Consider the following 18,833-nt stretch of genomic DNA (forward strand, 5'->3'; position numbering starts at 1 on the left):
ACATGTATATTTTCCGGGCAATAAGCGTGCTTCTGTGCAGTATTATGATTCTAAGCGGTTGCACGAGTATGCCGGAAATTCAAAATATGGCATATGCGACGGCTATTGGCGTCGACTTTAAGGACGGGAAATGGATTGCCTACACACAAATACTCAATTTCTCAAATATCTCGCATAGTGAACAAGTTAGTCTTGGTAAAGCTGTCCCCGTATGGGTAGGCAAAGGGGAAGGGAAAACCATGGCATTAGCATTAACTGACATTAGCAGAACATCCCAGCTGCAGGTGTTTTGGGGTCATGTTAAAGCTGTTGTTATGACAGAAGCGGTGCTCAAGAAGGGTGTCACTGATGTGTTTAGCGCGATTAATCGTTACAGGGAAGTAAGGTACAATATTCTGATCTATGGAACAAAGAGGAGCTTGCCAGAAATATTTATTCAGAAATCGATTTTGAATTTATCCCCACTGGAAACGATCATGTTTACGGCTAGTCAAATGCATTCAATCGTTTCCGTAATCCTTCCTGTTACTGTAAATCGCGTTATTGYGGATTTAAATGAACCTGGAGAGCCGGCAATGATTCCATCACTTGACCTTGATTCTAAAGATTGGTCGGAAGACGAACAACCAAAGCCGATGTTCAGCCTATCAGGTGGTTATTTTTTCAAGAAAAACAAGATGATAGGATGGATGTCAGGACGGGATCTGCTAGGGATTAGATGGGCGGAAGAGGGACTGAAACGTATACCGCTTCAAGTTAATGCCCACGGCTCACCGGCTGCCGTTATTGAATTTTCATCTCCTAGAATGAAAATTAGACCCGAAACGGAAAAGGGAGAAACTCGCTATAATCTTGAAGTTGAGGCAAAGGGCATTGTCATTGAGCTAATGCAAGACGTAACCATTAACCATTTGAAGGAATGTGCTGCTGATGCCATCCGCAAGGAAATCATGAACACCTATAGTAAAGCGTTAAAGTCCCAAATCGATCCGTTTCATCTCAGACAATCGCTTTATCAGTCATCACCCGCGGAGTTTCGGCGCTTGTCCAGCACCGATGATTTTTTCTTGAAAAATGATTCTATCAAGAACATTCAAGTAAATGTCAATCTAATGAATACGGGGAAATATAAGGGGACAAAAAATTAATTGAAGCAGTCATTTGGACTCTAAGCAAGATTCCTCGCAACTCTTGTAACAAGAGCACAATCATGAAGCCTCTACTAATCATAGATTAAAAGGAGCATGATAGTGGGAGGTGAGCTTTAATGGAGGAAATGTATCGTTTCGGCAGAAATAATATGAACTGTAGAGTGCGTGTTCGGACTCGTGATGGCCGTTGCCACGAAGGCGTTATCGTAAATGTTGATAGAAATAATATATATTTACGGACATCGGACAAGGTAAGAACATCAGCATATTATGGTAATGGGTACGGTAATGGATATGGTTATGGTTATGGTTTTGGGGCAGGTCTACTGACTTTGTCATTGTTTACGCTTCTTGCTATAGCTTTGATTTAAATAAAGAAACCTCAAGTCCATAGCGGCTTGAGGTTTCCTTGTTTTATAGTAGCAAGACGGAATATCTCACCCTATGCTTCTGTTAAGGAAGAATGTTTCCGGCAGCACGATAAATGGCATACCATTCTTCGCGTGTCAAATGAACTTCGCTCGCATTGCAGCAATCGTTCAGGCGGTCAAGATTCATTGTACCGATAACCGGTTGCATATGCGCAGGGTGGCGCAAAAGCCATGCAATAGCAATTGTTGTATTGCTAACATTGTATTTTTCAGCAATTTCATCGATTTGTTTATTCAATTCCGGGAACTTATCGTTCCCAAGGAATACGCCTTCAAAAAATCCATATTGGAAGGGAGACCAAGGCTGAATCGTAATATCGTTCAGTCTGCAATAATCGAGGATACTGCCATCACGGTGCACAGCAGCATCATTTTCCATATTTACGTTAAATCCGCTCGAAATCATAGTCGCGTTCGTAATGCTTAGTTGCAACTGGTTAGCGACTAGAGGCTGCTTCACCGATTTCTTCAGAAGTTGAATTTGCATTGGTGTTTGATTGGATACGCCAAAATGGCGTACTTTACCAGAGCTTTCAAGGCGATCAAAAGCTTCAGCTACTTCTTCCGGCTCGACTAATGTATCTGGACGGTGCAAAAGCAGAATGTCCAAGTAATCCGTTCTCAGTCGCTTCAAAATTGCATCTACCGATTCTAAAATATGTTCTTTGGAGAAATCGAACATGCCAGGACGAATGCCGCATTTTGATTGTAAAATAATCTTCTCGCGAACTTCATCGTTCATATGAATAGCATCTGCGAATATTTCCTCACAAGTTCCACCGCCATAAATATCAGCATGGTCAAAGAAATTCGCACCTTTATCTAGCGCCGTCTGAACAAAACGTTCGGCACCGGTCTTGTCCAGCGAATTAATACGCATGCAACCGACTGCAATCACCGGCACCTCTAGTGTACTGCTTCCAAGCTTCATCGTCCTCATGATTTAAGTCCTCCTTCGAGATTGGTTAGCTTTGTTTAATGGATTCATCGCAACTAGAAGAGTGTTCTATTTGTTGCTGCACAAACTATGTAAACGCCTTCCTAAAACAATTGTGCCTTATGATTGTCTCACAAAAGGCCGCCGTATTTCAATGTTTACAAAAAGGATAAAATGATATATGTGTCCGCTGGTCGTGAGCACGGCATCTCTATCCATGCAGTCTGGTATTTACATACAAACGTGAATTCGGTATTCTGGAAAAATAGTTTCAACTTGGAAGGTATTTAATCACGACTTTTTATTAATTGGGGGCAGCAAATATGGTGACAATTGAGGATTTCATGAAATTAGATATTCGTATTGGTACGGTTATTCATGCAGAACCTTTTCCAGAAGCTCGAAAACCTGCAATAAAATTAGAAATCGACTTTGGGGATTTTGGTGTCAAACATTCATCGGCACAGATCACAGAACGGTATGAACCAGAACAGCTTATTGGCCGTCAAGTTGCCGCAGTAATGAATTTTCCTGTTAGACGTATTGCGGGCTTTAAATCCGAGGTGCTTGTCATTGGTGGAGTCCCATCGGAGGGTGATGTAGTTCTTTTAAAGCCTGATCAACCCGTTCCGAATGGGACGCCAATTGCGTGAGGAAGTTCATCAAAAAAAGAACAGGTTGCCGATATAATCGGCAACCTATTTAGCTTTCCACGTTCACACGTCGACAGCGATCGTAGCAATTAAAGTTATAGGGCTCCATGTCAGCTTCGATTTTTTTTGGTACATAACCATCGTTTGTTAAGCTGGTAAGAAGTTTAGTTAAATGCTTTGCTGTTTCTGGTAGGTCATGCATGAGCACGATAGGGGTCACATCATATTTCTCTAATTTTTGTATCTGAGAAATTGTCGTTTTAATATAATCTTTGCTTGAAATAGACCAGTCGCTGCTGTCCACGTTCCAATCCCACAATTTATACCCGTTGTCACTTAAAACCTTCCTGAATGAATCCGTTAAATAAGGTACACTGCCGTAAGGCGTACGAATTAGAACCGATGAGATGCCTGTAATTTTCTCAAGTGTTTTTTGAGCTTGATTCATTTCATCCAGCGCAGATTGTTCCGAACGGTAAAATCGATTTTTATTGTGTGTGACACCATGCAAAGCTACGGCATGTCCTTCTTCTACAATTCGTTTAACGATTTCTGGAGATTGTCGCATTTTTGGTTCCAACATAAAAAATGTCGCTTTCACGTGAAATAGCTTTAACGTGTCCAATATTTCATTGGTAGCTGAAGAGGGGCCATCATCAAAGGTTAAATATATCGTTTTATTATTTTTGTCATCATCGATTTCGGAAGGCTGCTTTACAGTAATTAAATTTGTTTCTAGTTGTTCATCTGTGTCATTTACAGTTGCTTGGATAGGATTTGGACTGCTGCTGCATGCTGATAATTGAGTAACAATGATTAAAATAATACAAAGGGCAAGTTTTCGCATGATCTAATTCCTCGTTTTGTGTAAGATGTTTTGATTACGATGGTTCTTTTGTCCTTTCTTTTTGTACTGTGGCATATAACTTTGGGATGTCTGTTTAGTCAGTATAAAAAATAAAAGTGTCAGCACTATGGCTAACTTGTTTCTATGTTGTAAAATCTCGCAAAAATCGACATCAGCTACTGATTATTGATTTGTTAATTGGTAACACTATGTAAGAAGAATGATGGACAGACTTTGGCCATCAGTGATGAAGCAGATGAATTTTTTAAGGGGACAGCGGCACTCTGAGACTATTTAATATAAGTCTCATCATCCGTTGTCCCCTTTATTGATTGACCTGCTTTGATAACCAAATGGCTGTTATTAAATCTATTTACGTTTCTTTTTTAGAAATTTTCTACTTAAATTAACTGATATTGATCTTAAATCAGAGGAATCGGTTGAATTCTGACCAGAATCGCTATTATCGCTGCCGCTGTCACTATCGCTGCTGCTAGAATCACTGCTGCTTCCTTTTCCGGCTATATTGGTTATATTGATGTTTATTCTGCCAACATTCCCAAAAATAATCGTGCCTTCGTTTCTTTCAATGATGACACGTCCCAATTCGCATCCCATAATAGCTCAGCATCCCTTTCTTTCATCACTATTTAAAGCAGCTTGACTGTAGAGGGTTCTTACTGACTATTCTATGAATGAACGAGTAGATAGGTATTGGCTATTTGTAGAGTTACAGGAGCCTTTTTTTAGTCTAAAATCTGTTTTTATTATGCGATGTGGTATAAAAGCTCTCATTCTATTGGATTTTTCTGGTTTTGCGCATGAGCAACAAAATTAGTTTATTCAAACTCTATTGGTGTCTGGGAAGATTTCTTACACGGGGCAAGACTGTTTCTCTAGACCCACATGAATTTCGTTTTGTATAATGACACGGTACCTTTAAGGCTATAGAAGATAGGAAGTGCTCAAGGATTGACTACTCAAATGGATGCAACAAACAAGCAATCAACTTTCGCGATTTGGAACAGCTTAATTAGCAACATTGTATTGACCGTCATGAAACTTACTGTTGGTTTGCTGTTTGGCAGCCAAGTGCTTATTGCAGATGGCGTTCATAACGCAGGAGATGTATTTGCAACTGCAGCAGCATTAGTCTCAATGATGATATCAAAGCGACCGCCGGATGAGGATCATCCGTATGGACACGGAAAAGCTGAGGTTATCGGAGCAGGGATTGTAGCGGTTGTACTTGTCCTTGCTGCGCTCTATATGGGCTATCACTCCGTAATGGCAATGATGGAACCGCCACATAAAGCAACACTGCTTGTCCTCATTGCAGCAGCCATTTCACTCGTATGGAAACAGTGGCTTTATGTTTACACTATGCGAATTGGCAAAAACACGAATAGCAGCGGCTTAATCGCCACTGCATATGACCATTTAGCGGATGTATACGCATCACTGGCAGCAGTTATTGGTATTGCTCTAGCCATGTTAGGTGAACATTACAATATTCATTTTCTAAAATATGGAGATCCCTTCGCAGGAATCATTGTTGCTTATTTTGTCCTAAAGCTGGCTATTCAAATGGGAAAAACCTCTGTTGACGTATTAATGGAGAAAAATATTGATGAAGTGAGCATGGAACAAATTTCAGAGCTCGTTAAGTCGATACCTGAAGTAAAGCGAATTGACCGAATACGGGGTAGAGAGCACGGACATTACATTATTGTAGATGTAAGAGTAGGCATTCCGGCTGAATTAAGCGTACAAGAAGGCCATGACATTAGTAGAGAAATTAAACGTGTGATTCAGTCGCAAAACCCGATGGTGGAAGAGGTTCTTGTTCATTTAAATCCATGGTATATGGAAAACACTCAGAAAGAGTAAAGGTAGTTAAGCCGATACAAATGCGGAAAAACGGGTGCTGTGGCATCCGTTTTTTGTTTGTTTTTCAACAGGTTAAGAATGATAGAAGAATGAATGGTTCCACTAAGCAGTATACCTAAACGCAACAAAGGCTCGCGATTAATCGTCTATCTTGTAATTGGAATATTTAGCATTCGGAGGGTATTTATGATGAAACAATTAAAAAGCAAAGCTATAGTGGTCGTTATATTAATTGCTTGTTGCATTCCCTTACTTTTATGTTGGGGGTTGTATATCATCCTAAGTTCTCCGACGATGCACTGATTGACTCGAGATCTGTCATGATAAATAAATGATATTTTTGAGTTCAGTAAACTTCAGTTATAGACATTCTTTATTACCCAAGCTGCGAATAAGTCGTTTATGATGTGTATTGTAGCTATCTTTATAGAAGGAGTGATGCGTTATGAGAAATAACCTGTTTCAAATCATCGATTTGTTCGAGAGGTCTATCACTTAGGGAAATCCGATAGATGGTTTTTCCTGAAATACAGGGAGGAATCCAGGAATGATTACATTAAAGGCATTAGACATTAGTAATTGGGAACAATGTGCACAGCTTAAACCAAAACCAGAGCAAGAAAAATATATCGCACCTAATATTTATTCGATCGCTGAAGTGCAATTTTTAAAAGGATTTGTAACGAGGGCGATTTACAATGATGAAGTAATGATTGGTTTTACAATGTTTGGGCTTGACCCAGACGATGGGAACTACTGGATTTATCGGTTTATGATTGATGGAGCATTTCAAGGACAAGGTCATGCTTCTAAAGCAATGCTTCTGGTTATCGATGAAATAAAAAATGCAAGTGACCGAACGGATGTTATTGTCCTTGGATATAAACCGGAAAATGAGCGAGCGAGGAAGCTTTACTCAAAAGCAGGTTTTAAAGAAGAAGGTTATGCTCCTTGGGGAGAAGTACTTGCGAAGTATAGCTTCAAGCAAGCTGTTCACAAATAACGAGAATAAAATTTCGTACAGCAAAGGCTGCCGACCTAAATGAGACGGCAGCCTTTGCTGAGTTCATATGAAAGAATGTTTAAGAATTATGATACCTAAATCATAATATCGATATGATTATTGCGGATGGATCGTTTAATATAAGCATAGGAGTGTCGAAGCTGTAACCAGCTCTGATTTTCAAGAGGAGGAATTGTGATGTCCATGCCGACTAGCGATACATTGGCGAGAAAGAAAGTTAGAGCCATTATTACTGGTTCTACTGGAATGGTGGGAGAGGGGGTGCTCCATGAATGCCTTAATCACTCTGAAGTGGAGCAGGTATTAGTCATAAATCGCAAGCCATGTGGCGTAACCCATCCAAAACTAAAAGAAATTATATTACCGGACCTCTTTGATTTATCTAGTATTGAATCCAGGTTAAGCGGCTACAATGCCTGTTTCTTTTGTCTAGGCGTATCGTCTGTAGGTATGAAAGAGGCTGAATACAGCAGAATTACATATGATTTAACCTTATATATAGCTAATCTGCTCTCCGAATTAAACAAGGATATGACCTTTTGTTATGTAACCGCGGGAGGAACAGACAACACGGAACAGGGCAAAAGCATGTGGGCACGGGTGAAAGGGAAAACGGAAAATGATCTTTTGAAACTGCCCTTCAAAGGAGCTTATATGTTTCGACCAGGCTACATACATCCGACAAAGGGATTAAAAAACGTCCATCGCTTTTATGGGTTGTTAACTTGGCTGTACCCTGTTTTGCGGCCTATTTTTCCGAAGCATGTCATTACGTTAAGAGAACTGGGCATAGCGATGATTCATATCGTTAACGAGGGTTATGAGACTTCCATATTAGAGAGTAAAGATATGGCGAAGGCGGCTAAATTGAAATAATGCTTTATGGATGTATAAACGAGAACGAAGCTGAATACATATTGGTAAACTTCCCTTCTGGCAGCATAGAGGGAAGTTTTTTTTTGAGCTTCTATCCTAAGAGGACCTTAGGTCAGAGCAGAATAACAATATCTGTAATTGTACATACTACGCTCATCTTAGACTGGGAAACTTAGGGGAACCACCTAAAGTCTTCCGTAAGGGAGTGGAATGAAATGAAAGCCAAAGGGAAATTAGGGAAATATTTTAGAGCTGATTTGTCTTTTGTCCAAAATGACTTTTCACTTGGAAACTGGGGTGGAGAAGCGGATCAAAATCTTGAGACCACGGAAGGCGCCACAATGCCTCAGATAAGTGATTACACTCAAGATTATGGACGTCTATCCCGAAGCCTCGCTGAAAATCTAGAATGGTTTAAGGCTCATTTCACCTATCCTCGCAATCGTGGTCTAATCGTTCGTGAAGTGACAGTAGGACAACATGGGCAAAAGGGTGCAGTTCTTTTCATGGATGGACAAGTAGATTGGAAGCATCTGGATCGTTGTGTCATGGTACCTATAATGAATATAGAGATGAAGCATGTTGAAGATCTGGATATAGATGTTCTGATGGCTGATACATTTAAAGATGGAAAAGTCACCTCAAAAGTGGATCTAGGAAGAATTACAGATAGTATATTGGCAGGCTCCGCTGCCATTTTATTTGATGACGTAGCTGAAGCGATACTCGTTGTGGTAAAAGGATGGGAAAAGAGAGCCATCGATACCCCGAGAACGGAGGTTGTCGTACGCGGTGCAAATGAAGGGTTTACGGAGGAACTAGAAACAAATTTATCGATGATTAGACGAAGACTGCGGACGCCAGACCTCATCGTGGAGACTGGTTTTGTAGGCACGCTCTCGCGGACAGAAATAGCGATTGTTTATATTAAAACGATTGCAAACGAAGAGCTTGTAGCCGAGGTTAGAAAACGTATTGCAAGCATTCGATATGATTACATCGGCGATAGCGGCACGATTGAACAATTAATTGAGGAGCATTCGAATTCGATTTACCCCAATATACTCAGCACCGAACGACCAGACTGGACCGCAGCACATCTTGCCAATGGTTATGTAAGTATTATGGTGAACAATTCACCATTCTCTCTTATCGTCCCAGCTCATTTTCCACTTTTCCTGCAAACGGTAGAGGATACTTATCTTCGTTGGCCATACAGCAGCTTTATCCGTACGATTCGCGTAATCGGTTTTTTTGTTGCACTCTATTTGCCAAGTATTTATGTGGCAGTCGCTAATTTCCATCAAGAAATGATACCGACGACACTTATGCTTGCTATTGCCGGTTCACGCGAGGTTGTCCCGATTCCGCTAGCTGCAGAAATATTTATGCTGGAATTGATGTTCGAAATCATTCGTGAAGCGGGCGTCCGGATTCCGAGCGTTATCGGTCCGACGATTGGTATCGTTGGGGCATTGATACTGGGGCAAGCCGCCGTACAAGCCAATATTGTAAGCCCGATCGTTGTCATTATTACGGCAACAACAGCGCTAGCTTCTTATACGATTCCGAACTATAACATGCAGTTCGCCACACGTATGCTTCGTTTCATTTATTTGCTTGCAGCTTCTTATCTCGGCTTGGTTGGCGTTGTTTTACTGTCATTATTGCTGTGGACTACGCGAGCAGCGGAAAATTCGTTCGGCGTTCCTGTACTAGCTCCTTTTACACCTCATAGACCTAGCAGCGATTCATTTTTGAGAAAAGCAATCGATAAGCAAATTTATCGTCCGTTTTCGATCCGTCCCAAAGATGCGAATAAAATTCCGAGCAGTAAAGCGGCAGAAAGTGATGAGACGAACAAACAAGGGGATGCGCAGAAGTGAGAATGCATCACATTGGATTAAGAGAGGCTACTGCAATCGGCATTATTTTTATCATCACAAAAATATTTTTGCCTTTCCAAAGGTCTTTGGCAGAAGAAGGGGGCACCGCAGCTTGGATTATTATTATTATTGCGATGCTGTTCTGTCCGCTTACTTGGTGGGCAATTAGAGGGGTGATAAACAATGGTCCAGAAAATAGTACATTAATTACGGCTACGGAAGACATATTAGGCCCGATTTTGGGAAGTGCAGTTAATCTGATGTACTGCACTTTTTTCTATATGATTACATTCATCGTGCTTCGTGAATTTTCAGAAATCATATCCTCTGAAATTTTGCCTAGAACACCTCTTATGGCTATTCTACTTGCGCTTTTATTACCGATTGCCTTTATCGCACATACAGGAATCGAAGCCATTGGCCGAATCAGCTCCATAACTGTATTCCTCATTGTAGGAAGCGTTTATCTATTGCTAATCGGTGGTTTAATGACACATATGGAGCCCAAAGCTTTATCACCCTTATGGGGTACTGGTCGTTCTCATGTGCTTTTTTTGGGTGTTATTAAGAGCTCTTTATTTTCCGAGCTGCTTGTACTCGGATTTCTTCTGCCAAGAATGCGACATCAGAAGGACTGGGGAAAAGTGGCTTGGTGGTGTATCATCGTTTCGTCTGTCCTGCTGCTCAGCACAACGATATGTTATTTATTTATCTTTCCCTATCCAACAGCTTCGAGAATTAACGTGCCATTAATGGAAATTAGCAAGCTAATTGTATATGGACGATGGCTGCAGCGCTTGGAAAGTTTGTTTCTCATCGTTTGGTTAATTAGCACAGTCGTTAAATTAGCGGTGGGCTTATATTGTACAGCTTCAGCGTTGTCTCAAATTTTTCACTTGCCAAGACATCGGCCGCTCGTTTTTCCGCTGACGATAACGATATTCAGCTTTGCCATGCTGCCAGACAGCGAGATGACGGCCATCGCTTGGGATCGGGACATTCTTAGAACCTATGGTTCAATCATTTCGATTGGTTTGCCTATGCTGACATGGCTGGTAGGCATCATCCGTAAAGGGAGGAGACCAGCGTGAGACGCTCATTTCGGATTGTAAACACCATAGTGGTTACAGTAACGAGCCTGATTTTTTTATCGGGCTGTTGGGATCGGCTGGACCCGGAAAATATGGCTTTTGTGATCGCAATCGGTGTGGATGAAGGCCCACAAAATGATTTCTTATTTAGTTTTGCTATTGCGGTACCAAAGCTCAGTGATATGGGTCAAAGCTCAGGCGGAGGGGGAAATAAAGTTGTCATTGTACATACCATTGAAGGCTCCAATATGGCTTCTGCACTCGCTCTTAGCCAAAGCTTTATTGCTCGCAGATTAACGCTTRTTCACTCTAAAGCGCTCATTATAGGCGAAGGGCTGGCTAGAAAGGGCGTCATGCCTCTATTAAGCGAAGCGGTTCGTAATCGGGAATTTCGGCGTACCGTTAATATGATTACGGTAAAAGGGAAAGCAAAGGACTACCTGCAATTTGTTCAACCAACGACTGAACAGGACGTTAGCTTCTGGTTTGAACTTGAATTAGATCCCAAAAATCAAGGCGGCACCATACCGAAGCAAGCGCGTTTTCATGAATTTATTATGGATGTCGAAAGCAAAGGCACAGGTGCTATTTCTATATTATCAGCTCCTAGGCCTGATGTTAAAAAAGGCAAAGCAAACATTTCTTCTGATGAGAAAGATCTGAATCCAGATGCCAAACAGCCTATTGTGAGTGATCAATATGCAGGGAAAATAAAACGTACAGGTGATGTTCCTGTAGAATTTTTTGGCAGCGCCATATACAAAAGCAGCTCTTTGGTTGGTTATTTGAATGGATCAGAGACACGAATACTAAATATGCTTCGCGGGGAATTGGAGGAAACGACTTGGGATTTCCATGACCCTTCTGATAAGAAGCTCAATTTAAGCATGACAATGAATGCCGATAGACAAGCAAAACTGAAAATAAAAAGAAAAGGTGATCAAGTTACCGCAATCTTCGATGTTAAATTGGAAGGAGAACTGATCAGCGTGCAAACCAAAGTGAATTATACCCAGCCGAATAATCGCGAAAAACTGGAGAAGTCCATTCAAAAACAATTGCATGAGGACGCCCTTAAATTGTTGAACAAGACCATTCATCAATGGAATGTCGATTGTTATCGGATCAACAATCGAGTGGTATCCACTTTTTCATCGGTGCAAGAGTGGGATGCTTTTAATTGGAGCAGTCATTTGAAGGAAATGAAGTATGAAGTTAACATTTCCTTTGTCATGCGGCGATATGGTGGTCAAGTAGGGCCTGCGATTGAAGGTGATCAGGTTTCATGAGCAAGCATGTTGTGTTGTTTACTATTTTAGGTTTATTCTCGATCTGGGGCTGCGTATATGTGGGAAGCCTTGCTCCTTCGCTTTGGAAGCAGAAAAATTTTAGAGGAGCGATTGGTGTAAGTATATTAGCGGGCATCACGTTAGTAGTTCCTGTTTTAGTCAGAATAATCGGAGAGGAATAAAAAAATAAGGCCTTTGCTAACTGCAGAGGCCTTATTTATATGGTTGCCGCAACATTAGTAAGCAATTTCTTTATCCAGTTACAGCATCTACTCGTGATTGATCAGCATTAATGCAGCGTTTGCATACCGTGATCGATGAGCCGTTTTTTGTCGCTCGCGGATAAAGCAATTTGATTCTAGTACGATTGCAAGTAGGGCAGGTGCCTCTGCCGCGAGATGGGAGGTTCCAAAGCGTCCGTCCTCTTTTTGATTTTGCCATCGATTATTCCTCCTTTCCGTTCAAGTAATGGTTAAAACAATTTGTTTCAATAACTGTATTTTAATTCCTGTTCAGGTAGGTTTGAAAGATAATAAATGACTATAATTAAACTGTTTCTTTTTTGTCGCCTATCTTCAAACTAGCAGCGAGCAAAATGAAGATGATGATCATTAGCATGGCTAGCGCTGGAGCAAAGTTATCAAATAGATCGGATGTGAAGCCGATAAATAGAGGGCCAATGCATCCTAATAAGTAACCGCCAAATTGCATGACAGCTGATAATGATGTGGCTTCTTCCGCACTTTTAGCCTCTTGAATTGGAATAAGGATTGCTAGTGGAAACAGACCGCCAGCACCAATACCTAGAAAAACAGCAGCAAACCATGGAGAAAAATGCAAAAGCAATAAAACAATTCCGATCAGTTCCGAAACACCGCATACGAGCAGCCAAGTTTTTCTACGGCCAGTTTTACTTACAAGCATTGGAATGAAGAAGCTAATAGGAATTTGAATAACAGTAAATAATGTAAGGACAAGACCGGATTGCGAATGGCTTAAACCTAACGATTGAGCAATAGGAGCGAGCCAAGCAGTTATCGAATAAAAAATAGCGGCCATACAACCAAAAAACAAGGTAAACAACTGTACACGTTTATTTTTGACGAACAAGGATGAGATCGGAATAACGGTACTATTTGTTCCTTTTTTCTTTAAAAGCGGGAGAAGCAATAGAGAAGCGGGCAGTGCTAGAATGCTCCAGAAGCTTAAAGAGTTCTGCCACGATTCATTTAGTTTATGGAATAACGGCACAGAGAAGCTGGACGCAATCGCAGCTCCAATGACCATAGCTACAGAGTATACGCCTGTTATACCCGGCTTATTTGGAAAGTGTTTTTTTATAAAGCCTGAGATTAATGGTCCTGCAATTCCAATTCCAATACCCGTGAATAGCGATGTCGTAATTAAGAAAAGACTGCTATTTGCGAATACACGAAGGGAAGTGGCTGTCAGGATCAAGAGCATAGCCACAAGCAATGACTTTTCTATTCCTAAATGGGAATTCAGCTTTATCGCCAAAACAGCAAATATTCCCATACAAAGAACGGGCAGTGTCGTCATCAAACTTACGGTGACCCCGCTCATTCCTAAATGGGATTGAATAATATCAAATAATGGACCGACCGAAGTAATTGATGGTCTTAAATTCAAGGATACAAGAAATATAACTAAAATAAGATACATATAACGCATAGGAAACATCCCCTTCTTGGTTGTTGCAATCATTATAGTTTTGTATTTATAATAGTTCAATACTATATATTCTATATAAACGATAGCATTTAACTATCATAAAAGAAGGGATGTTACTATGGAAATTAGACAATTACAATACTTTCTTATGTTGTGCAATGAATTGCATTTCTCTGAAGCGGCATACAAATTAGGGATTTCACAACCGACGTTAAGTCAACAAATACGGGTGATGGAAGATGAGCTAGGCGTTCCTTTATTCGATCGCATTGGTAAAAAAACGGTTAAAACCGAGGCGGGAGAACTTCTTGAAAGCTATGCTTTGAACATTGTTCAACAACTAGAAAACGCCAAAAAGGCAGTATCCGATCTTACCAATTTGGATGCTGGACAATTGCGAGTAGCCGTGCTGCCATCGGATCTCGATTATCGATTAACTTCCTTGCTCGTTGATTTCCACAGGGAACTGCCGAATACAAAAGTTCAAGTGATACCATCGATTGATATTTCAAATAAAGTGCTGAACAATGAGGTTGATATTGGTGTTGGTCTAGCGATTCAGTCAGATCCAAGGTTAACTCGTATTCCTTTCTATACCGAATCGTACAGCCTATACGTAAATAAAGAACATCATTTGGCAGCGCAGGATATTATTTTGCCAGAACAATTATTAGAGATCCCTTTTGTAATGTTCCCCAAAGGTTTTTATGGACGTGATTTAATTGACACATGGTGCAAAGAGCAAGAAATATCTATTCACACCATTATGGAGACAGGGTCTGTTACATCTTTGTTTCAGCTCGTAACAGAAGGAATTGGGGCTACCATACAACCAAGCCAATTGATTGAAAGCTTCCGTTCGATGAATATCTGTGCGATTCCGATTAAACATTCACCGACGCGAGAGTTAGAAATTTTTTATCGCAATGATCGATATTTGAGTCGTGCGGCTAAAGTTTTTATGAAGCGGTTGGAACTGTTTTTTTGAGGAAGTAGTTGCAATTACGTTTACTTTTATGTAAAAATTTAGATGGAATTATTGATTGATAGGCTGAGAGGAGAGGATCATTTGAAAGAGGAAACTGAAATAGAGATGGTCGAAGTAGCGCCATTTAAGGCGCTGGCAGTGCGGACAGGAATGACGCCAGACAAGAGTGGTACAAGGGTGGCTTGGAGCAAGCTGACTGAACATGTGCCGCTGGACGATGAACGGCTGACTTCAGTACAATCAGCGTTTGTATTCATCCCTCAGCAGCAATGGGATAAGGAAGTGGATACACTTTGGGTCGGTCTTAAGGTTAAAGAGTTTGGCATCGTGCCTGAAGGCGTTGAAGCGCTTGAAGTTAGCGGTGGACTGTGTGCTAGCTCTCGCGTGTATGGCGATGAGACGAGCATGTGGGGTGTATACGAGAAGATGTTCTCCTGGCTGGAGCAGTCACCGGATTACGAGCTAGATAAACGTGACGGTATACTCGGTATGGAGACGGTTCCGCTCAAGCCAATCAATGCGTTGACCATTCCTTATTCAGACATCAAGACCTTCGATTTCACGATGCTCTATCCGGTTCGGAAGAAGCTGATCAAGTAACAGCTATTGCTTTATTTGATATCACCGCTGTCTCTAATAATCACTTTAACGGTAAACTCTTGTTTTAACTTAGGAAACCATACTGTTTTCCAGTTTTCACTTTGATTCTCAGTCATCTTATTACGGTAATATTGTCCCAGCCCCAAAATATCTGATTTATGAGCTTGAAGTCTGCTGAGTAGATTAGAGTATCTCTTAAGCATTAAAGCTTCCAGCTCTTTTTCAACCTCTGCATTCGTAGGGTTTCCCTTCTCTTCTTCAATAACGCCTATTAATTTCATATGGCTCTTGATGTTTGGAGTGGAACCAGACCAACTCGCTTCATTGTGAACACGAGCGCTATCGATCATAACGGTTGCATTATTCATGAGTTCAACCGTTCCTCCTGAATATTGACCTTGGTAAAGGTTGTATATTAGAGTCTCTTCAATTGACATTTTCCCGACCATACGATCCCTGTTCATTATGGCAGAACCAAGGGACATAAAGGGCGTAGTAGCCCCTTTCGCAATAAGTGGGATTGCAGTATCCTCTGTTTGTACATACATTCCGCGGTAGGCTTCCCAAATGTGAATAATGGAAATATTCGGTGTCCAACCAGACTCCTTGCCAAAAAAATCATAAGCGGATAAACCGATATTCACCTTTTTCTTATCGTGCATTAGCTGTGAGAAATCTCCAGATACAATAGCGACTAAGGCTTTCGGTGAAATTTCTCTTGAACGGATAACAAACTCGATGGCGTCTTTAATGCTTTTTCTTGCCGTGGTTTCGCTTATGAGCAGCAGCTTTAAGTGCAATAAATCAACACTTTCCTCTGCATGGGTTCGGAGCATATCAACAGCCTTGTCAATCGATTTGGCTTCTGCTTGCAGCGTTCTTGTTGAGTTGTTTTGTTGGCTTGGAATGCGTAAAAAAACTTGAACATTGCCCTCCTTGCCTTCCGTTATTCCCATAATGACAGGCAGCATACGTTTATTAATGTCTTTATTATTCCAGCAGCCTCCTAATACGGCGAAGCTGCAGCATAATAATATGAACGCAATAAGAGGCTTATATCTCATGCCAGCTTCCTCCTTTTTACCATACCCATAATGAAAATAGCTAAAGGTATCGCGAAAATACAGTAAAAGCGGAACCATGTATCCATATTGATGAGAACTTGAACAGCATTCCAAGTGGGGAGAAACCCTGCAAGCGCAACGACTGAAATAGCGAGAATGATCACGATGACGGGTATAGAGGAAATGAGATAAAGCTTTTGAATTAATTGGATCATCATCCAAAGTAGAAGAGCAGCATAAACAAAAACAGAAATGAGCGTACATGTAATAAAAAATAATGTTAGTCTATCAAACATAATCCAACTGATATCGATGGAATCCATGGATATGATGGTTGGGAATTGAAAGCGAGACGAGGTTTCGCGGCCGAATATAAAAAGCGGAATATAAACGAGAGCAATATAAAAAAATAGCAAACTCACATAAGTTAAAAAAATGGATTTGCTTTTTTTTAATATTGGATATTTATAGAGAGGGATAAATCCTAAGAACAAAAATCCAGAGTGTGCAATAAAACTCGAGTAAAAATCAGCGCTGGTCATGAAAGAAAAGGTTTTATCAAACAGCGGATAACCATTCTTTAAATCAAAATTGCCAAATGAAGTGAAAAATGAAAAGAGTGTCACAGGCATACAAATGATAAAAAGAATAAGAGTTGCTCTTATGATCGTAAGAATTCCTTTCCAAGCCGCATATAGAGGCACGAGTACCAATAATGCAAGTGACCATAGCGGATATTCTGGAAGGAAGGTCACGGTCAGCATTTCGGAGTGAACCCGGAGAATGACACAAACATCGATAAAGAAGAACAGGAGCAACGGGGCAAGAATGAAGCGTGCAGCCCATTTTCCTGTTATTTCATTAAAAATATCGACAAGATCCATTTTTGGAAAACCAGCAAGACCTTTTAGATACAGCCACATTAAGATCCATTCCAACATAAATCCGATTAAAATAGGCTCCCAATGACCGCTTTTTGTAGACGCGATCGTTTTTTCAGGGAAAACTAAAAGAATGGTAGCAATATGAACTAAAAAAAATGTAGTTAATGGTGCGAATTTACTCATTAGAACCTCCAGATTTTATACTCGAGTTCACATACGGGTAGTGGAAAGTAGTCATACTTGATAAGTAAAAACAAATCCAGACGACCCCAACGAGCGTGCCTAGCAGGCCATAAACCGCGCTGATTAACAAAACAACGTATTTTAGGATTCGAATCATATATGCATTTTGGTAGCTGACTAACGTGAAATTGGCGATTGTTGTCGCAGCTAAAATAATGATTAATAAATTACTGACCAATTTTGCCTGAACAACGGCTTGGCCAAGTATAATTCCCCCTACCATCGTAGTGGTGGGTCCTATACTCTTTGGAAGTCTTATGCTCGCTTCGATAACCATCTCCAAAATGCCAAGCATGAACAAAGCTTCGACGAGTGCGGGATAAGGTACACCTTCTCTGCTTAGTGCCACAGATAAAGCCAGTTGAATACGAAGAACCTCTGGATTGACCGCAACCAAGGCAACATAAAGACCTGGTGCTAGAAGGCTTACGAACAATCCGAGAATCCGTACCATGCGTATGGTAATCATATAAACGAATGGATAGTTGCGATCCCCTTGCATACTCCAAAGATCGGTCACAAAACCAGGCATAGCCATTGCAAAGGGGTGATGATCCAAAAAAATGATGATGCGGCCTTCCATTAAATGCCGAACGGACTCTGAAGGAAGCTCAGTTGAAAGGAATGGAGGGACAAGGCTGTACTTTGGCAGTCCTAGCATTTTTGATAAATCTTGAATGCTTTCAATTTCAGTATCTTTATGTTTCTCTAAAAGGGAGTTGATATGGTTTACAAATTTTTTTTGAGACCTGCTTTTTATGTAAAACATGCTGATTTGGCGTGGATTAAACGAGCCTACTGAATAAGAACTGACGATTAAATGATTAGCTGTTATTTTGGATCGCAGCATGCCGATATTCGTATTGATATCTTCCGTAAACGCATCGAATGATGATAATAGTACACTTTCAGTTTGAGGGGGGCTGATTGCTCGGGAGATTTGCGGATGCAATAAATTAAGCATTAAAATGGTGGAACCGTCTTCAGAAAAGAGGCCAATTCTCCCTCGTAATAATGATTGTGCGATCTCATCTAGAGATTTCACATAAGCCCCTCCAAAAGTAGAAAAAATCTGATCGAAAACATCGATCGATTCATTGGAATAGAGCTCGAGCAGAAGTAAAGAATTTCTAGACTCATTAATGTTTACTAGAGATTCAAAATAGCAAAGTTGAATTTTTCTGTTATGAATGAGAAAATCCTCTTTGACGAAGTCTGAGCTTTCTTCGAAATATTGGTTTACTTGATCATATAAGTTCATGGATAATGGTTGATTCATGGTTTACC

20 protein-coding genes are annotated in these 18,833 nt (G+C 40.7%); 12 read left to right on the forward strand and 8 right to left on the reverse strand.

Features of this window, described 5'->3' with window-relative positions; genetic code table 11:
• Nucleotides 1-2: 2 nt before the first annotated feature.
• Together AB4Z50_RS21620 and AB4Z50_RS21625 are read left to right on the forward strand one after the other, a co-directional pair.
• On the forward strand, nucleotides 3-1,148 hold the full coding sequence (locus AB4Z50_RS21620) for a Ger(x)C family spore germination protein (RefSeq protein ID WP_441881995.1): 1,146 nt from the start codon (nucleotides 3-5) through the stop codon (nucleotides 1,146-1,148).
• 119 nt (nucleotides 1,149-1,267) lie between these two features.
• Complete coding sequence (locus tag AB4Z50_RS21625) at nucleotides 1,268-1,522, forward strand: hypothetical protein (protein ID WP_441881998.1); 255 nt, start codon at nucleotides 1,268-1,270, stop codon at nucleotides 1,520-1,522.
• An 82-nt stretch (nucleotides 1,523-1,604) separates the two neighbouring features.
• Here the strand turns inward: AB4Z50_RS21625 and AB4Z50_RS21630 are convergent, their stop codons facing one another.
• Complete coding sequence (locus AB4Z50_RS21630; RefSeq protein WP_430061836.1) at nucleotides 1,605-2,522, reverse strand: aldo/keto reductase; 918 nt, start codon at nucleotides 2,520-2,522, stop codon at nucleotides 1,605-1,607.
• Nucleotides 2,523-2,842: 320 nt separating this feature from the next.
• Here AB4Z50_RS21630 and csaA point away from each other — a divergent pair, with 320 nt between their 5' ends.
• Nucleotides 2,843-3,172, forward strand: coding sequence for a chaperone CsaA (csaA, locus tag AB4Z50_RS21635; RefSeq protein ID WP_441882001.1), 330 nt, complete (start codon nucleotides 2,843-2,845; stop codon nucleotides 3,170-3,172).
• A 49-nt stretch (nucleotides 3,173-3,221) separates the two neighbouring features.
• Here the strand turns inward: csaA and AB4Z50_RS21640 are convergent, their stop codons facing one another.
• Both AB4Z50_RS21640 and AB4Z50_RS21645 read right to left on the reverse strand, forming a co-directional pair.
• Complete coding sequence (locus tag AB4Z50_RS21640; protein ID WP_441882004.1) at nucleotides 3,222-4,019, reverse strand: polysaccharide deacetylase family protein; 798 nt, start codon at nucleotides 4,017-4,019, stop codon at nucleotides 3,222-3,224.
• 369 nt (nucleotides 4,020-4,388) lie between these two features.
• Nucleotides 4,389-4,637 carry a hypothetical protein gene (locus AB4Z50_RS21645; protein WP_441882007.1) on the reverse strand — a complete coding sequence of 83 codons (249 nt, stop codon included), beginning with the start codon at nucleotides 4,635-4,637 and terminating at the stop codon, nucleotides 4,389-4,391.
• A 366-nt stretch (nucleotides 4,638-5,003) separates the two neighbouring features.
• On the opposite strand from AB4Z50_RS21645, the gene AB4Z50_RS21650 reads away from it, so the two are divergent.
• The 7 genes from AB4Z50_RS21650 to AB4Z50_RS21680 all read left to right on the forward strand — a co-directional run bounded on the left by AB4Z50_RS21650 (nucleotide 5,004) and on the right by AB4Z50_RS21680 (nucleotide 12,257).
• Nucleotides 5,004-5,909: a cation diffusion facilitator family transporter gene (locus AB4Z50_RS21650; protein ID WP_441882203.1), complete on the forward strand. Its 906-nt coding sequence runs from the start codon at nucleotides 5,004-5,006 to the stop codon at nucleotides 5,907-5,909.
• A gap of 547 nt (nucleotides 5,910-6,456) precedes the next feature.
• On the forward strand, nucleotides 6,457-6,912 hold the full coding sequence (locus tag AB4Z50_RS21655; RefSeq protein WP_339208471.1) for a GNAT family N-acetyltransferase: 456 nt from the start codon (nucleotides 6,457-6,459) through the stop codon (nucleotides 6,910-6,912).
• A gap of 198 nt (nucleotides 6,913-7,110) precedes the next feature.
• Nucleotides 7,111-7,809 (forward strand): NAD-dependent epimerase/dehydratase family protein, encoded by a 699-nt coding sequence (locus AB4Z50_RS21660; protein WP_441882011.1) that lies wholly within the window; start codon nucleotides 7,111-7,113, stop codon nucleotides 7,807-7,809.
• A 215-nt stretch (nucleotides 7,810-8,024) separates the two neighbouring features.
• On the forward strand, nucleotides 8,025-9,695 hold the full coding sequence (locus AB4Z50_RS21665; protein ID WP_441882014.1) for a spore germination protein: 1,671 nt from the start codon (nucleotides 8,025-8,027) through the stop codon (nucleotides 9,693-9,695).
• Nucleotides 9,696-9,697: 2 nt separating this feature from the next.
• Nucleotides 9,698-10,786, forward strand: coding sequence for a GerAB/ArcD/ProY family transporter (locus AB4Z50_RS21670; protein ID WP_441882206.1), 1,089 nt, complete (start codon nucleotides 9,698-9,700; stop codon nucleotides 10,784-10,786).
• Nucleotides 10,783-12,075 carry a Ger(x)C family spore germination protein gene (locus AB4Z50_RS21675; protein ID WP_441882016.1) on the forward strand — a complete coding sequence of 431 codons (1,293 nt, stop codon included), beginning with the start codon at nucleotides 10,783-10,785 and terminating at the stop codon, nucleotides 12,073-12,075. The genes AB4Z50_RS21670 and AB4Z50_RS21675 overlap by 4 nt, the downstream gene beginning before the upstream one ends.
• Complete coding sequence (locus tag AB4Z50_RS21680; RefSeq protein ID WP_441882019.1) at nucleotides 12,072-12,257, forward strand: hypothetical protein; 186 nt, start codon at nucleotides 12,072-12,074, stop codon at nucleotides 12,255-12,257. Before AB4Z50_RS21675 ends, AB4Z50_RS21680 begins: the two co-directional genes overlap by 4 nt.
• A 70-nt stretch (nucleotides 12,258-12,327) precedes the next feature.
• On the opposite strand, the gene AB4Z50_RS21685 is transcribed toward AB4Z50_RS21680, so the two are convergent.
• A complete protein-coding gene (locus tag AB4Z50_RS21685; protein ID WP_339208474.1) occupies nucleotides 12,328-12,516 on the reverse strand; it encodes a hypothetical protein in 189 nt (62 codons plus the stop codon).
• Nucleotides 12,517-12,621: 105 nt separating this feature from the next.
• Nucleotides 12,622-13,767: an MFS transporter gene (locus AB4Z50_RS21690; protein ID WP_441882022.1), complete on the reverse strand. Its 1,146-nt coding sequence runs from the start codon at nucleotides 13,765-13,767 to the stop codon at nucleotides 12,622-12,624.
• Between the two features lie 118 nt (nucleotides 13,768-13,885).
• On the opposite strand from AB4Z50_RS21690, the gene AB4Z50_RS21695 reads away from it, so the two are divergent.
• Together AB4Z50_RS21695 and AB4Z50_RS21700 are read left to right on the forward strand one after the other, a co-directional pair.
• The gene (locus AB4Z50_RS21695) at nucleotides 13,886-14,755 is read left to right on the forward strand and encodes a LysR substrate-binding domain-containing protein (RefSeq protein ID WP_441882025.1); all 870 of its coding nucleotides are present in this window, start codon (nucleotides 13,886-13,888) and stop codon (nucleotides 14,753-14,755) included.
• A gap of 81 nt (nucleotides 14,756-14,836) precedes the next feature.
• Complete coding sequence (locus AB4Z50_RS21700; RefSeq protein ID WP_441882028.1) at nucleotides 14,837-15,355, forward strand: GyrI-like domain-containing protein; 519 nt, start codon at nucleotides 14,837-14,839, stop codon at nucleotides 15,353-15,355.
• Between the two features lie 11 nt (nucleotides 15,356-15,366).
• On the opposite strand, the gene AB4Z50_RS21705 is transcribed toward AB4Z50_RS21700, so the two are convergent.
• Genes AB4Z50_RS21705 through AB4Z50_RS21715 form a run of 3 tightly spaced genes read right to left on the reverse strand, consistent with a single transcriptional unit; the run spans nucleotide 15,367 to nucleotide 18,825 of the window.
• On the reverse strand, nucleotides 15,367-16,419 hold the full coding sequence (locus AB4Z50_RS21705; RefSeq protein ID WP_441882031.1) for a Ger(x)C family spore germination protein: 1,053 nt from the start codon (nucleotides 16,417-16,419) through the stop codon (nucleotides 15,367-15,369).
• Nucleotides 16,416-17,486 (reverse strand): GerAB/ArcD/ProY family transporter, encoded by a 1,071-nt coding sequence (locus tag AB4Z50_RS21710; RefSeq protein WP_441882034.1) that lies wholly within the window; start codon nucleotides 17,484-17,486, stop codon nucleotides 16,416-16,418. Before AB4Z50_RS21710 ends, AB4Z50_RS21705 begins: the two co-directional genes overlap by 4 nt.
• The gene (locus tag AB4Z50_RS21715) at nucleotides 17,479-18,825 is read right to left on the reverse strand and encodes a spore germination protein (RefSeq protein WP_441882037.1); all 1,347 of its coding nucleotides are present in this window, start codon (nucleotides 18,823-18,825) and stop codon (nucleotides 17,479-17,481) included. The genes AB4Z50_RS21710 and AB4Z50_RS21715 overlap by 8 nt, the downstream gene beginning before the upstream one ends.
• Between the last annotated feature and the right edge of the window lie 8 nt (nucleotides 18,826-18,833).

Origin of the sequence: Paenibacillus sp. 2TAB26, from assembly GCF_052115145.1 — a bacterium.
GTDB lineage: Bacteria > Bacillota > Bacilli > Paenibacillales > Paenibacillaceae > Pristimantibacillus.

What these genes read in the sequence shown, in the direction of transcription:
- AB4Z50_RS21625 (WP_441881998.1), top strand. Translation starts at nt 1,268, where the DNA reads ATGGAGGAAATGTATCGTTTCGGCAGAAATAATATGAACTGTAGAGTG.
- AB4Z50_RS21630 (WP_430061836.1), bottom strand. Translation starts at nt 2,522, where the DNA reads ATGAGGACGATGAAGCTTGGAAGCAGTACACTAGAGGTGCCGGTGATT.
- csaA (WP_441882001.1), top strand. Translation starts at nt 2,843, where the DNA reads ATGGTGACAATTGAGGATTTCATGAAATTAGATATTCGTATTGGTACG.
- AB4Z50_RS21640 (WP_441882004.1), bottom strand. Translation starts at nt 4,019, where the DNA reads ATGCGAAAACTTGCCCTTTGTATTATTTTAATCATTGTTACTCAATTA.
- AB4Z50_RS21645 (WP_441882007.1), bottom strand. Translation starts at nt 4,637, where the DNA reads ATGGGATGCGAATTGGGACGTGTCATCATTGAAAGAAACGAAGGCACG.
- AB4Z50_RS21650 (WP_441882203.1), top strand. Translation starts at nt 5,004, where the DNA reads ATGGATGCAACAAACAAGCAATCAACTTTCGCGATTTGGAACAGCTTA.
- AB4Z50_RS21655 (WP_339208471.1), top strand. Translation starts at nt 6,457, where the DNA reads ATGATTACATTAAAGGCATTAGACATTAGTAATTGGGAACAATGTGCA.
- AB4Z50_RS21660 (WP_441882011.1), top strand. Translation starts at nt 7,111, where the DNA reads ATGTCCATGCCGACTAGCGATACATTGGCGAGAAAGAAAGTTAGAGCC.
- AB4Z50_RS21665 (WP_441882014.1), top strand. Translation starts at nt 8,025, where the DNA reads ATGAAAGCCAAAGGGAAATTAGGGAAATATTTTAGAGCTGATTTGTCT.
- AB4Z50_RS21670 (WP_441882206.1), top strand. Translation starts at nt 9,698, where the DNA reads ATGCATCACATTGGATTAAGAGAGGCTACTGCAATCGGCATTATTTTT.
- AB4Z50_RS21680 (WP_441882019.1), top strand. Translation starts at nt 12,072, where the DNA reads ATGAGCAAGCATGTTGTGTTGTTTACTATTTTAGGTTTATTCTCGATC.
- AB4Z50_RS21685 (WP_339208474.1), bottom strand. Translation starts at nt 12,516, where the DNA reads ATGGCAAAATCAAAAAGAGGACGGACGCTTTGGAACCTCCCATCTCGC.
- AB4Z50_RS21690 (WP_441882022.1), bottom strand. Translation starts at nt 13,767, where the DNA reads ATGCGTTATATGTATCTTATTTTAGTTATATTTCTTGTATCCTTGAAT.
- AB4Z50_RS21695 (WP_441882025.1), top strand. Translation starts at nt 13,886, where the DNA reads ATGGAAATTAGACAATTACAATACTTTCTTATGTTGTGCAATGAATTG.
- AB4Z50_RS21705 (WP_441882031.1), bottom strand. Translation starts at nt 16,419, where the DNA reads ATGAGATATAAGCCTCTTATTGCGTTCATATTATTATGCTGCAGCTTC.
- AB4Z50_RS21710 (WP_441882034.1), bottom strand. Translation starts at nt 17,486, where the DNA reads ATGAGTAAATTCGCACCATTAACTACATTTTTTTTAGTTCATATTGCT.
- AB4Z50_RS21715 (WP_441882037.1), bottom strand. Translation starts at nt 18,825, where the DNA reads ATGAATCAACCATTATCCATGAACTTATATGATCAAGTAAACCAATAT.